This window comes from Paenibacillus sp. B46(2026) (genome assembly GCF_056786355.1).
Window position 1 is genome coordinate 4,480,961 of sequence record NZ_CM165907.1, and the last position, 13,746, is coordinate 4,494,706.

At 46.7% G+C, this 13,746-nt stretch carries 13 protein-coding genes; 4 read left to right on the forward strand and 9 right to left on the reverse strand.

All coding sequences use genetic code 11. The annotated features are described in order from the left end of the window. Positions 1-94 precede the first annotated feature (94 nt). Positions 95-1,867 carry an Rqc2 family fibronectin-binding protein gene (locus AC1S8V_RS20055; protein WP_482070472.1) on the forward strand — a complete coding sequence of 591 codons (1,773 nt, stop codon included), beginning with the start codon at positions 95-97 and terminating at the stop codon, positions 1,865-1,867. Between the two features lie 197 nt (positions 1,868-2,064). Then, positions 2,065-2,511, forward strand: coding sequence for an N-acetyltransferase family protein (locus AC1S8V_RS20060; RefSeq protein WP_482070473.1), 447 nt, complete (start codon positions 2,065-2,067; stop codon positions 2,509-2,511). A gap of 140 nt (positions 2,512-2,651) precedes the next feature. On the opposite strand, the gene AC1S8V_RS20065 is transcribed toward AC1S8V_RS20060, so the two are convergent. From AC1S8V_RS20065 to AC1S8V_RS20100, 8 genes are all read right to left on the reverse strand, one after another. Next, the gene (locus AC1S8V_RS20065) at positions 2,652-3,521 is read right to left on the reverse strand and encodes a PHP domain-containing protein (RefSeq protein WP_482070474.1); all 870 of its coding nucleotides are present in this window, start codon (positions 3,519-3,521) and stop codon (positions 2,652-2,654) included. A 69-nt stretch (positions 3,522-3,590) separates the two neighbouring features. Next, complete coding sequence (locus AC1S8V_RS20070; protein ID WP_482070475.1) at positions 3,591-4,514, reverse strand: selenium metabolism-associated LysR family transcriptional regulator; 924 nt, start codon at positions 4,512-4,514, stop codon at positions 3,591-3,593. Positions 4,515-4,647: 133 nt separating this feature from the next. Next, complete coding sequence (locus AC1S8V_RS20075) at positions 4,648-5,085, reverse strand: hypothetical protein (RefSeq protein WP_017687436.1); 438 nt, start codon at positions 5,083-5,085, stop codon at positions 4,648-4,650. Between the two features lie 165 nt (positions 5,086-5,250). Beyond that, entirely contained in the window at positions 5,251-5,514 is a 264-nt protein-coding gene (locus AC1S8V_RS20080; RefSeq protein ID WP_095290540.1) for a YlbG family protein, read from the reverse strand. A gap of 134 nt (positions 5,515-5,648) precedes the next feature. After that, positions 5,649-6,086 carry a YlbF/YmcA family competence regulator gene (locus AC1S8V_RS20085; RefSeq protein ID WP_036614642.1) on the reverse strand — a complete coding sequence of 146 codons (438 nt, stop codon included), beginning with the start codon at positions 6,084-6,086 and terminating at the stop codon, positions 5,649-5,651. 152 nt (positions 6,087-6,238) lie between these two features. Beyond that, positions 6,239-7,957 carry a helicase-associated domain-containing protein gene (locus AC1S8V_RS20090; protein ID WP_482070476.1) on the reverse strand — a complete coding sequence of 573 codons (1,719 nt, stop codon included), beginning with the start codon at positions 7,955-7,957 and terminating at the stop codon, positions 6,239-6,241. 40 nt (positions 7,958-7,997) lie between these two features. After that, positions 7,998-9,692, reverse strand: coding sequence for a DNA repair helicase XPB (locus tag AC1S8V_RS20095; RefSeq protein WP_482070477.1), 1,695 nt, complete (start codon positions 9,690-9,692; stop codon positions 7,998-8,000). Between the two features lie 309 nt (positions 9,693-10,001). Next, on the reverse strand, positions 10,002-11,171 hold the full coding sequence (locus AC1S8V_RS20100; protein WP_482070478.1) for a M20 family metallopeptidase: 1,170 nt from the start codon (positions 11,169-11,171) through the stop codon (positions 10,002-10,004). A gap of 210 nt (positions 11,172-11,381) precedes the next feature. Between AC1S8V_RS20100 and AC1S8V_RS20105 the strand changes: the two genes are divergently transcribed. Together AC1S8V_RS20105 and ftsW are read left to right on the forward strand one after the other, a co-directional pair. Then, positions 11,382-11,729: a YugN family protein gene (locus AC1S8V_RS20105; RefSeq protein ID WP_062835371.1), complete on the forward strand. Its 348-nt coding sequence runs from the start codon at positions 11,382-11,384 to the stop codon at positions 11,727-11,729. A gap of 13 nt (positions 11,730-11,742) precedes the next feature. Further along, entirely contained in the window at positions 11,743-13,032 is a 1,290-nt protein-coding gene (gene ftsW, locus AC1S8V_RS20110) for a putative lipid II flippase FtsW (protein WP_482070479.1), read from the forward strand. A gap of 174 nt (positions 13,033-13,206) precedes the next feature. Here the strand turns inward: ftsW and AC1S8V_RS20115 are convergent, their stop codons facing one another. After that, complete coding sequence (locus AC1S8V_RS20115; RefSeq protein WP_017687428.1) at positions 13,207-13,569, reverse strand: Asp23/Gls24 family envelope stress response protein; 363 nt, start codon at positions 13,567-13,569, stop codon at positions 13,207-13,209. Positions 13,570-13,746 lie beyond the last annotated feature (177 nt).

Consider the following 13,746-nt stretch of genomic DNA (forward strand, 5'->3'; position numbering starts at 1 on the left):
TTTTTACATAACCTGGTTGCTCATTTCAGTTATATAGATGAAGCATTTGGCATGATACAATGCAGATGCTCGATAGAGAGAGGAAGTGGAAAAAATGGCATTGGACGGCATCGTAACACGGGCCATTGTTCATGAACTGCAAGGCTGCATTGGTGGACGCATCAGCAAAATCCATCAACCGAATGGCCATGACGTAGTTCTCACCCTGCGTGCTCAGCGCGGTAATAGTAAATTGCTTGTTTCGGCAAGCCCAACCTATCCCCGTTTGCATTTTACGGAAAAGACATTCCTTAACCCTACGGAAGCACCCATGTTCTGCATGCTGCTCCGCAAGCACTGTGAAGGTGCCATCATTGAGGAGATCCGTCAGATTGGCATGGAACGTATTATCCACATCAATGTGCGCCAGCGCGACGAACTGGGGGATGTTTCGGTTAAACGGATCATCATTGAATTGATGGGGCGTCACAGTAACATTATTTTGCTTGATCCCGTTACAGGAACGATTCTGGATGGCATTCATCATGTGACTCCGTCCATCAGCAGCTATCGGGTAATTATGCCCGGATTCGCCTATACCGCCCCACCCGAGCAACATAAAAGTAATCCGCTCGAAGTGAGCCGTACAGTATTCGAGGACAGCTATCATGCCGCTGAAGAAGAGGCATCACGCTGGCTTGTGAACTCCTTTAGCGGTCTTAGCCCGTTAATTGCGGGAGAGATTGCTGCCCGTGGGATTGCTGCTGAAGGCACAGTGAACACTCAGGCTGTGGTTGAGGGTGAGAGCCGAGTTGAGGCTGGTGCACTCTGGAACGCTTTTGAAGCTGTGATGGGACCTGTCAGAGATCATATCTACACGCCTGTAACTGGATTGAACGCCAAAGGCAAAATGATTTTCTCGGCCGTTCATCTTCAGAGCATTCAGGATTTGGAGAAAACCTATGACACGATGAGCAAGTGCATGGAAGATTATTACGGAGACAAGGCTGAACGGGACACGGTTAAACAGAGAGTAAGTGATCTGCTCCGTTTTCTGCAGAATGAGCGAAGCAAAAACATCAAAAAGCTGGATAACCTGAACAAGGATCTGCTGGAAGCGGACGATGCAGACAAGTTCAGACTATGGGGTGAGTTGCTGTTCGCCTCTCTGCATCAGGTCCACAAAGGAGACAAGAGCGTGGAGCTTGTGAACTTCTATGATGAAGACCAAGCCAACATTACCATTCAGCTTGATCCGCTGCTCACACCGTCTGACAACGCACAACGTTATTTCAAGCGTTATAACAAATACAAGAACAGTCTGGCTGTCATTCATGAGCAGCTTGGCAAAACCAAAGACGAGATTGACTATCTCGATAACCTGTTGCAGCAGCTGTCCATTGCATCGATGAACGATATTGAGGAAATACGGGATGAGCTTGTGCAACAGGGATACCTTCGTGACCGTAACAAAAAGGGTAAAAAGAAGAAGAAAAGCGACCGTCCGACCGTACACCAGTTCACCTCCTCCGAGGGGATTGATATTCTTGTGGGCAAAAACAACCTGCAAAATGAGTATGTGACCAACCGTCTCGCTTCTTCCAACGACACCTGGTTGCACACCAAAGACATTCCAGGTTCACATGTGGTCATTCGCAGTACGGACTTTGGTGAAGCTACATTGGAAGAAGCGGCACAGCTTGCTGCCTATTTCAGCCAAGCCAAGGAATCCAGCAGTGTGCCTGTGGATTACACGTTTATCCGTCATGTACGCAAACCAAGTGGTGCAAAGCCTGGTTTTGTCATCTATGATCATCAGAAGACCTTGTTTGTCACGCCAAATGATGAATTGATCAAGAGTCTGCCATCCACGATTAAAAATGGTTAAGACTATATAGATGTAACAGTAGCAATAGAAGTAAGAATCCCCTGACCATCAACGGTTCAGGGGATTTTTGTGGCTGCATTATTTGTTTGAATGATATGTGAAGCTCAGTTTATTTATCATCATCATTGAATATTAATTCATTTATATGTATAATAATTCAATGATCACGAATAAAATTATAGTTAAGGAAGTGTACCATGACCCTACATATCAGAGAAACACAACCTGATGATCTGAAACCACTGACTGCATTGATGCATGACTATGTCGTGGGATTCTACAACAACCCCTGGCCTGGTGATCAATCCATCCAGCTTTTGATCAACAACCTGCTTAATCAGCAGATCGGTGCTCAATTCGTGGCAGTAAAGGACGGAAAGCTTATCGGATTTTCCACCTTGTTCTTTACCTACAGCACGATGAAAGCAGAGCGTGTAGCCATTATGAATGACCTTTTTGTTACGGAAATGTTCAGAGAAGGTGAAGCGGAAGCCCAATTATTTGCACACTGCCAGCAATATACGCGTGAACATGGATGTGCTTATATGTCATGGATCACAGCTGTAACCAATGAGCGGGCACAGCAATTATTCGAACGTCTCGGGGCTACACGTGGCGCTTGGGTAAACTATTCGATCACATAGACTCGTTTTAACAAAAAAAGGACATGAATACATGCAGGTTTAGCCTACTATGTTTCCATGTCCTATACTCCCTCGACCTTAAAACGTACCTCAATAAGAAAAAAAATCTCATAGTCAGATAGAGCGTTACCACATCTCGCTTATAGGCCCTTTTGCTGTGAGGCAACTGCCTTCAGCCTTTCCAACACATCAATCGTTACCGTCTTGCTACCGAGATCTCCGTGGAAAACAACACCTTGTCGTTCACCATGGTAATCCGATCCACCTGTTTCAATAAGATCATATTCCCTAGCCATCTCAGCATACCTGCGTTCCTCTTCCGGGCCATGGTCCGAATGAAATACTTCGATACCATCCGGACGGGAGTCTGCGATAATTCGACGTACCAATTCATCATCATTATAGAGACCCGGATGGGCAATCACAGCAGCTCCACCCGCGACTCTGATCCACTCGCACGCATCCTTCGGCGCAACTCGGGGTACAGATACGAAGCCAGGCTTGCCTTCAGCAAGATATTGATCGAATGCATCCCGCATGTCGACAGCATATCCCTTCTTTACCAACACGTCAGCCATATGAGGTCTGCCGATACTCTCATCCGGCTCTAGTGGCCTTCCCAGCTCATCCAGTACTTCCTGCCAGCTTATATCAAGCCCAAGTTCCTGGAGCTTGCCAATAATCAGATGATTGCGCTCATCTCGCGCTTCTCTTAATCCGCGCAACCGTTGCAGGAATTGCTCATCCTCCGTATTCACGTAATAGCCCAGCACATGAATATCTTTGCCGCCAGCCCGAGTGCTGATCTCAACACCCGCTACCACATCAATATCGTACTCTTTCCCCGCTCGCTGCGCTTCTGCTACACCGGCCACTGTATCATGGTCCGTTAGGGCAACCGCAGCTAGTCCTTTTTGCTTGGCAAGCTTCACATTATCAGCCGGTGGCTGCATTCCATCGGAGGCCTGACTATGAGTATGAAGATCACAGCGTCCTTGGCGTTGATCCATGCACAACAGCTCCTTTCTTTTAAAAGTGGATTGTGATTAAATCTTATCTATTATTGATATTGCCTGCTATTATGCCTTTCCTGTCTTGTGTTCGGGCTTATGTTGCTCCTGTTGACGCAGATAGTTCAGGAAAGCGACAGCTGACAGGGGCAACAAGGACGATTTTAGATGGATGGCATAGAACTGCCGTTTGAATTCAAGTCCACGGATATCCACAATATGAACGAGTCCCAGAGCCAGCTCATGCTGCACAGAAGAGGGGGATAACATCGTAATCCCTACTCCTGCCTCCACAGCCGATTTTACCGCTCCTGTACTGCCAAGTTCCATTACTACATTCATGTCCTGTGGATCAATATTTTTCTTTTGCAATTGATCTTCCATCACCTGACGGGTACCCGAACCCTTCTCACGCAGCACAAAGGGATAATTCATTACATCTTCAAGATTCACTTTGCTACGCTTAGCCAGATCATGCCCGGCAGGTACAATCAGTTTCAGCTCGTCCTGCATGACAGGCTCTACAATCATGTCCGGGTGGTGCACTGGCGCTTCAATCAGTCCAAAATTAAGTTGGTGCTTCAATATATCATCCATAATTTGCGTTGTATTCATCACTTTCATGACGATGGAAATATCGGGATATTGAAGTGCAAACGGTCCGAGCATGCGTGGGAGTACATATTCTCCGATCGTTAAACTGGCTCCAAGCTGGAGTCGGCCTTGTAACATCTGGGTAAACGCCGACATCGCTTCATCCGTCTGTCTGACCAGCTCTACGCTCCGTTTCGCATGGGGCAATAAAGTCCGGCCCGCCTCGGATAATTCTATTTTTTTGGTGGAACGATGTAGTAACTTGGTCCCAAAATAATCCTCCAATGATTGAATCTGCATCGTTACTGCCGGTTGAGTCATATGTAATGCTTGTGCAGCAGCCGAGAAGCTGCCCTTCTCTGCTACCGTATAAAAAATATGCAATTGGTGAAAATTCATATCTTCGCCCCTCTTCGATTACACTCTCTACATTGTAGCCGATTTCCCGCTTGGCAACAAAAAAAGCATGCAGCTTGTCTGCATGCGATGATACTTGAATCTATGATTTCAACATATTTTAAATCTTCTCAACTTACTTATGCTTGCGACTATTTTTGACCAACGTCATTCTTCTTGAATGTCTTAACCACGAATAATATGACTTCAGGTCCCTTAACTCAATGGTCTCCGACATACGTCCCAGAAACGTAACTACAATCATTTTGTGCAGCGGGTTGCCCGCAATATCATATTCTCCTTCAAGTTCGGAAAATTCGGCGACTACCACCAGATCCTCATCAATCAGGTAGACGTCCTGTTCATTACGGTAGTATGGTGTTATACGGTCCTGCTTCAGACACTCCCACAACCACGCCGCAATATGGTCATCATCACTACGTGCAGGCTCAATACGGTCTGCATACCGCATCTTGGCATGATGGGTAATGACGATGTCGGCCACTTTCTTGTCTCCAAGAGCCACGAAAAACGGCTCGTAGGTGCTCCAACGTTGCATCACCTTATCACGCATGGGAATCACTCTCCACCAGATAGGACTTTCTATCTATTTATTACCAAATATATTACAACATTAGTCCCGCAACCTCAAGGCGTAAGTTTAACTTTTTTTCACAAAAGTCCATTTGTGCATAATTCAAGAAAAGAGCGACCCCAAAGGGTCCCTCCAGTTTCTCGTCTATATTCCGTAAAAGCTCGTTTTGTCCATGGTTTTGCTGGCATACTCGGTTTTGATCTCATTACGATACGAGCGTTCGATCTTGCGCACATAGGAAAGTCGCTTCACATTTTTCATCGTATCTTCTGCCCGTTCTGCATTAACATACATGACCACATAATGCATACGGCGGGAGATATAATGCACGGTGCCATATTTTTCGAGATTACGGGCAGCCTTCAAATCGCTGACCCAAATAATGAATCCTGTCCTTTCCGCAAACATCATCGTTCCCCGCCCTTCTATAATGGAGACCGGCGCCTAGGATGATTGTTGCTCGGTCACTTGAACCGAGAAAACATTCATCCCTAAAGGTCCGGTCTGTCATGAGTCTGAATTGAGTACTCTATCCTGATTACTTAACTGCAACCACACTTGCCGCCACTACCACAGCCGCCCTTCGGATTCGGATCATTGCTCGGTACCTTAATGGTTGTTGACACTGCGAATGCAATGGTCTCTGACATCTGGAATAACATATCATCCAGGGACTTCTCTGCCTGTTTGAAGCGGATTACCGCCTCGAAATTTTCTAACTCCTGTTCCAGCGCCTTCACCTGGTCTTTCGCTGCATGGTAATCCGGGTGAAAATGACCAAAACGCTGTGTTTCTTCAAACAATTCCTTCTTGGCATTCAGCTTCCGAATCCCCATCTGAATCTCAGGGGTAGTCTCGACTTGCTGCTTCCAATATAAATAATCCGATACTTCGGCAGATTGGTTAATCATGTCACCCAGTTCATATGCGCCCGTTAACACTTGGGCCATATCGACCGTGTTCATTTCCGCTACGCTCATGAAATATTCATCCTATCTATATATAAAGTTCTACTTAACGTAGACTACCTCATCATAGCATATCCATGAATAGTTAAGAAGAGTTTTTCCTGCAATTAGAAATAAGGGAAACTCGAAAATTCGTCTTTCAACCTGATACTCACCTCGAATAGTCAGGTTATAACATCATCTGGCAGGATAAGACGCATTGTATCCCACTCTGACGGGGAGAATGTACGCCATTCCGTTTCTGATGCATGTTCACTTGAATCCAGCATGCACCAACCGCTTAAAGTCCATTGTTCATGCCCCTCTACCTGATGTGGAATAAGGTATTGCGTACGATTTTCCTGTTGTATCCCCAGCTTGGTCTGCCACTCAATGGCTTTGGCAGCAATCTGTCGGGCGGTTGAACTATGATATCGACGCCACTCCCTGTACCAGGTCTCCGGTATCTCCTCAAACCCTAATAGAGAGGACTTCTTCTCAATTTCAGAATGATCACGCTCCAACCCATGCAGAAATGCAGGAACATCAACCAGACCTAGATTATCGGGTGTGTAGAAAGAAGAATATACACCGCTCAACACATCTTTTTCTAATAACTTCGGATCATATGCAGAGCCTGTACTTGCCTCCATTACCTCCATACTTCTGTCTACAGTCAACGGTGCAGCATCCGTCTCCTTTCCCCAATCTGCTAACGCAATACGTACATTCTCTGGTATGCCTGTCAGAGCATATTGATCCAGAAACTCTATCACTTCATGTAATTCATACCCTCTGGCTATGGCCGAAATGAATCGTTCTCTTGTCATGCGGTAGATGGACATTCGATCACGCGTCACCCGTTCTGCGCATTGCTCCAGCATCCAGATCACATCAGGTCTTGCTTCCGGTGGCACCAACATTTCAAAATCAGGTTGCATGTAAAATCCACACGGCTCCGTCTCACTTACCATCTCTCGTTCTGGAATTAAAAGGCTCTGCGGTTCGATCAGCCAACGGAATGTTAGCCCTCCCGACTGATCTTCTCCTACTTCACCATAACCCCAGCCAGCCAGTGCACAAAGCCAGCCCCTGACCCGTGGTGTCAATTCCGAATTCTCTATATGGCACCATATATTTTTTTCTGGAGCAAGCACTGCCAATTGATAACGGAAATGCTGCAACGTGGGTTCAGCTTCTCCGTATCTTTCCATACACGCTTGATATATTTCCCGATGCATCTGTCTCCACGAGAGCTTCAACCATTTTTGTAATCGATGTTCTACAATCTGAATTCGGCCATCTGACTTCTGAACGAGATTCAGACTGAGCAGTAGATCGAGAAGGATAGCTACGTGGGTCGGATACAAATCCGAATGTTCATATTGGATGCCCAAACCATCAAAGTCTGTCGAAGATAACACCGTGATCACACTTAATTTTTGAACACTTTTCTTATGTATCGTACCTTTACCTGTCAAAGGAAGTCCTTCTCTTCCGATCCAAGCGATCAGATGAAGTAGTTCTGCAGCAATATCCGGCTTCCCCTCCTGTAGCACATGAGCAAGCTTTGTATTCTGTTCAACGGTTAAGCCCACCCTTTGCGCGTAAGCAATCGTCAAGGTCTCCATCAGCGAAGCAGGAATATAGAATAATCGCTCCCCCCAACTCTTATGAACAGATTCAATCCATCTTTGCTGCCGAAGGTTGGTGAATGAAGATTTGGCTTCTGCGACACTTAGTCCTTCGATGGCCCACTGTTCTCGCGGCAGGAGGGAGGAAAAAGGCTGAGCGGCATGTTTGTGAAAAATTGCACCAAGCACTTTTTGCTCCACCAAAGTAAGCTTTGACCATGAATCAAGATTCAGTACCACAGGCTCATCTATTGGTTCAAATGAAGACATATCCTACTAGCCCCTCCTCTTTTCGTCGAGTACGATTGAACTATTCAGTTTCATGAACGATGGCATATTCATATCCCTGCTCCACCAAGAACATCTGACGGTTTAATGCAAAATCCTGTTCCTTGCTATCCTCTGATACCAGCGCATAGAAGTAAGCTTTGTTTTCTCCTGCTTTCGGTCTCAGAATTCGTCCCAACCGCTGTGCTTCTTCCTGCCGTGAACCGAAACTCCCGGATATTTCAAGTGCAACCGCAGCATCTGGCAGATCCACAGCAAAATTGGCAACCTTGGATACAACAATCGTTTTAATCTCTCCACGCCGAAATGCGGCAAACCATTTGATTCGCTCTTGCTGTGACATTGTCCCCGAGATCAGAGGTGCTTCAATTTCCCGGGCAATCAACTCTAGCTGATCCAGATATTGTCCAATTACAAGTGCAGGTAAATCCCGATGACGTTCCAGCAAACGCTTGACTACACGTACCTTCGCCGGATTCTCAGCAGCCAATCGAAATTGGTGCTTAACCTCGGCTTGCAGATAATTCGATCTTAGTTCCGGGGAAAATGGGATACGTATCTCCTGACATTGTACATCAGCAATCCACCCTTGCTGCTCCAGTTGTTTCCACGGCATATCATAAAGCTTCGGACCAATCAGCGAGAATACATCCTGTTCACAGCCATCCTCTCGAACCAACGTGGCCGTTAATCCCAGTCTTCGCGTAGCTTGAATATCTGCAGTTGCACGAAACACCGGCGCTGGCAGCAAATGCACTTCATCATAAATGATCAGCCCCCATTGTCGCTCACTAAGCAATTTGATGTGGGTAAAATCAGCATCCTTTGATTTCCGATGTGTAAGAATCTGATATGTAGCTACAGTCACAGGTTTCACCTGTTTTTTCTGACCTGAATACTCACCAATCTGTTCGCTGGTAATCGTTGTTTTGTCTTGAATTTCCTGAATCCACTGTCTCACAGACGTTGTATTGGACGTCAAAATAAGGCATTCACATTGAAGCCGCTCCAGAACGGCCATGCCAATGACCGTTTTGCCTGCCCCGCAAGGAAGTACGAGTAAGCCACTTCCTCCCATGCCCTCACTGCCTTCGAATGCATCCACGGCCTCTCTCTGGTAAGAACGCAGCGCAAATCGCTCTGAGTGGTCCGCTGGATCATTGGTTCGCCATTCGAATGAAAGCTTGGTTCCTTCCCGATACCCCACGTAATCAAGTACGGGGTAACCCAATCGTGTTAATTCCCTTTTCAATAACCCTCGCTGTTCTCCAGAAAGCATAAGCTCATGTGCGTCTGTGCGTTCCATACGAAAGGCAGCTATCGTTTTCAATCCACTTAACTCATCCAGCAACCGTTCATCCTCACTGTAAAGGCGCATTCTGGCGCGATCTGCTTCGGAATGCAGCTTTAATTTGCCATACTGATCCATGATCCTGCAAACATCCTGTATGAGGGCAGCAGGCACGTTCCAACGGGATACCAACTCCAGACTTGCGATGACCTGATCTGCATTCCATCCCAGTGCCGCCGCATTCCAGAGCGACAACGGAGTGATTCGATAGGTATGAAACGTCGCCGGTGTCTTGACCAGTTCTGAATACATCCCAAGCTGCTCTCTTGCTCTGTCGAATCCGGGGTGGCCGACTTCCAGCAAAACTGTAAAATCCCGCTGAACGATACAAGCATCCGTTCTTTCCGTATATTCTGTTCCTTCCATTCGAACCTCCTCCTATCACAAAAAAGTCCAGTTCCGGCAACTTCCGAAAATGAACCACTTTAAGTGCACGTTCAAAAAGTCTAGTTTTCAGTACCGAGAAGATGGAATGAAGCTAGAAATGGAGTAGCGGAGCGTAGGAAACCTACGTGAGCAACGGACATTTCGGCTGAATTTCAACTTCGATGCTGATGATGCCGCCAGGCATGATTCGTAATCAAAAGTGGACTTTTTGAACAACCTCTAAAAAATCCACAAAAAAACATCCTGCCCATACCTCGGTATGAACAGGATGCCCAACTGGCTATAAAGTCATTCGGCTGCGTAACCCTTAGCCATGGCGATAAACAATCTCACGGCTGTCTGCATCGCGTCTTCATCAAAATCAAACATCGGATGATGATGCGGATAGATCGCATTTTTTTCCGGGTTGCCTGCTCCAACAAACATAAAGCACCCTGGAACCTTTTGCAGATAATACGCGAAGTCTTCCGCTGGCATCAGCATCGGGGATGCTTGTACTCGCTCTGCCCCAAATAATTCTGTAGCTTCCCTGAAGAAACGTGCTGTCTCCTGTTCATCATTCACCACAGGCGGATATCCCATAATATATTTCACTTGCGTCTCAGCCCCATAAGCTGCCCCTGTCTGGGCTACCATCGTAAGCACACGCTCTTTCATCCCGTTTCGGGTCTCTTCATCAAACGTTCTTACCGTACCGCTCATTTTGCATTGCTCTGCAATTACATTCTGAGCCGAGCCCGCCTGCATTGTACCAATGGTCAGCACCGCGGGTTGCAATGGATCAACCGAACGACTGACAACGGTCTGAAGCTGCATCACAAGCGCAGAACCCGCGATAAGACTATCTATCGTGGATTGTGGCATCCCGCCATGTCCACCTTTGCCTTTGATCTCAATGTAAAAATCGTCAGCCGCCGCCATCATCGGTCCTGCTTTACTGGCAACAACACCTACAGGCAGCGGGGTCCACAGATGAATCCCGTATATAACATCCACACCTTCAAGCGCACCATCCGCAATGACCTGAACTGCGCCGCCCGGAAGCAGTTCTTCTGCTGGCTGGAACAAAAAACGAATCTCGCCTTGGATCTCCTGCTTGTGACGGCTGAAATACAACGCCGTACCGAGCAAGATGGAGATATGACCATCGTGGCCGCATGCATGCATCGCTCCTGCTTGTTGTGAGGCATACTCGATATTCTTCTCATCTTGAATGGGCAGTGCGTCCATATCAGCTCGCAGCATGACGACAGAACCCGGCTTGTCCCCACGAATGGTACCGATGACCCCGTGACCACCAACATGACGCCTCACTTCAACGCCAAAGCTCTCCAACATATCCGCTACAAAAGAGGATGTCTTCTCCTCATGAAAGGAAACCTCAGGATTGCGATGAAGGTGACGCCGCCATTCCACCATGTGGATCTGCAGATCTTCCCACCATATATTATTAGTCATGTCTCTCCACCCTTTCAATCTTGAACGGGACTTGGATCAAGCCCGAACCTTCCTCTTCAAACCTATTGCTGTATATTGTAGCAGAATTGGAAGAAAACCGATACGAAACACCTCTGCAAAGCTTGCACGGGAAGGGGAAACATACTATCATGAACTAGAGAAATGCACGAGAAATTACACTCGGAAGCTTATGAGGAGGATCAAACGCTTATGATTTTTGAGAATACAGGCTTGGATGGCTTGAAGAGCGACTTGGCATACCTGGATGAGAGCGCCGAGAAAGTCGGATTTGTCCGGTGGCAATGGGAATATTACCGTGCTACATATGACTACAAAATTGAAGATGAACAAACCAAATCAGAATACTTTGTACGCATTAATACCCGCGCAGTGGAAGGCAAATTGGAAAAACCGGATACCGTTCTTGCAGTAGAAGCCGTTTATCTTGGCAAAGCCACCTTCCCTCACGGTCTGGATTATGACTCTTCCGTTCCGCAGCCAGTCGTGAAGCTGGCAGCCGAAAAATTACAGCAGCTTAAAGAACTGCTGGAAGCATAGGCTGGGCCAAACCATGAAACAACAAACGGCCCAAACGAAAACGAAGAGAGGCACGCCGGATTTTCAACTGCTAATCCTCACTTTATTGTTGGTGGGCTTCGGACTGGTGATGGTATTCAGCTCCAGTTCCAGCATTGCAATCGCAAGCGAAAAATTTAACAATGATGCCCTTTACTTCACGAAAAAACAACTTATGTGGGCGATTATCGGTCTATTTGGCATGTTTTTTGCCATGAATATCCGCTTCAACAAGTACAAAAAACTCTATGCACCATTTTTTCTGTTCACCACGGTACTGCTTTTACTTGTTTTAATCATAGGTAAAGTACTGAACGGAGCCAAAAGCTGGATTCACATTTTTGGTTTCAGTCTTCAGCCTGCAGAGCTCGCAAAAATTGCCATCATTCTATACCTCTCTGCACTGATCACCAAAAAAGGTGAAGGCTTCAGGGTTTTCAAGACAGGGTATTTTCCCGTCCTGTTTATCGTTGGATTCATCGCAGGACTGATCATGCTGCAACCGGACTTCGGTACCACCTTCATTCTCGTGTCCACCTGTGGTCTCTTGATCTATGCCGGTGGAGCCAGTATGAAACATATTATGGGTTCAGTCCTTCTGGTTGCACTGGGCGGAGCACTGGCATTTGGAGCAAATGCCCTGTTCTCCTCTATATCTCCTTCAGACCCAACTACTGCTACCGCAGTAGTCACTGCGGAGCAGAACTACAAAATTGGGCGTATCCAGGCTTATCTCAATCCATTATCCGATATTAATGGCGGAAGTCTTAACCTCTATCGCTCCCTTGTTGCCATTGGTGATGGCGGCATGACCGGTTCCGGGATTGGACAAGGTACGATGAAGCTGCACTATTTGCCCAATGCATATAATGACTTTATTTTCTCCGTAATCGGGGAAGAACTCGGATTCCTCGGAAGCACCTTATTCCTTCTGGTTTATCTGTACTTCATCTGGCGAGGAATTATTGTCTCACTGCGTTGCCCTGATCCATTCGGAACATTGGTTGGCATAGGCATCATGGGACTGATCGCGATTCAGGCATTTATCAACATCGGTGGTGTAACTCAGACCATTCCGGTGACGGGGGTCACGCTTCCGTTTATCAGTTATGGGGGTACCTCACTTTTTGTGATGATGGTTGCCATGGGTATTCTGCTCAGCATCTCGCGTACCAACAATCTGGACGTGATCAAGGAAGAGAAAACCAAGTCCGTGACTGTACAGACACAGACTCGCACCTCTCCTGCTCTTCGTTCACGGGAATCCATCCGTCGGATTCGGTAAACGGGACGGTTCCTACAGAAACGGAGCTTGAGCCATTTAATTGAAAAGCAACACAGAAAAGGCTGTGCACCCGATTGGATGCACAGCCTTTTTGTGTGTACTGAGTATACTCTGTCTATCAAGATGAAGAACAAGGCCAATATGCCTCTGTACTCCATTGCGGATTGCGAAATTTTACAGATCGTCGCCTTTGAAAGATACGCCTTCTACCTTTACATTGACTTCAACCACGCGTAATCCGGTCATGGTCTCTACCGCTTCTCTTACATTCTGCTGAAGCATACGGGAAACTTCATGAATCGGGGTTTCGTACAGGACGATGATGCGCAGGTCAATGGCTGCTTCCAGCTGGCCAACCTCAACGCTCACGCCTTTCTGTACGTTTTTACCGCTGAGTCGCTTCGCCCAGCCCTCTGACAATCCTCCAGACATTGCGGCAATTCCGGGCGTTTCCATTGCAGCCATTCCGGCAATTTTCGCAACCACGTCATCGGCAATCCGGATGTTTCCGCTCTCCAGTTGAAGTTGTTCTGCCATGCCACATCCTCCTTCACTTCGTTACTCGTATTTTAAATCCTTTCCACCCCAAAAAGCAAATTAAACTCAAAAAGATGCGTTTACAACCTACCACCATTTGGTTATATTGAAATATGAAAATAATCTCATAAGCGTTTTACATTGCAATTCAAAACAAAATATTTTATAACCGAGGTG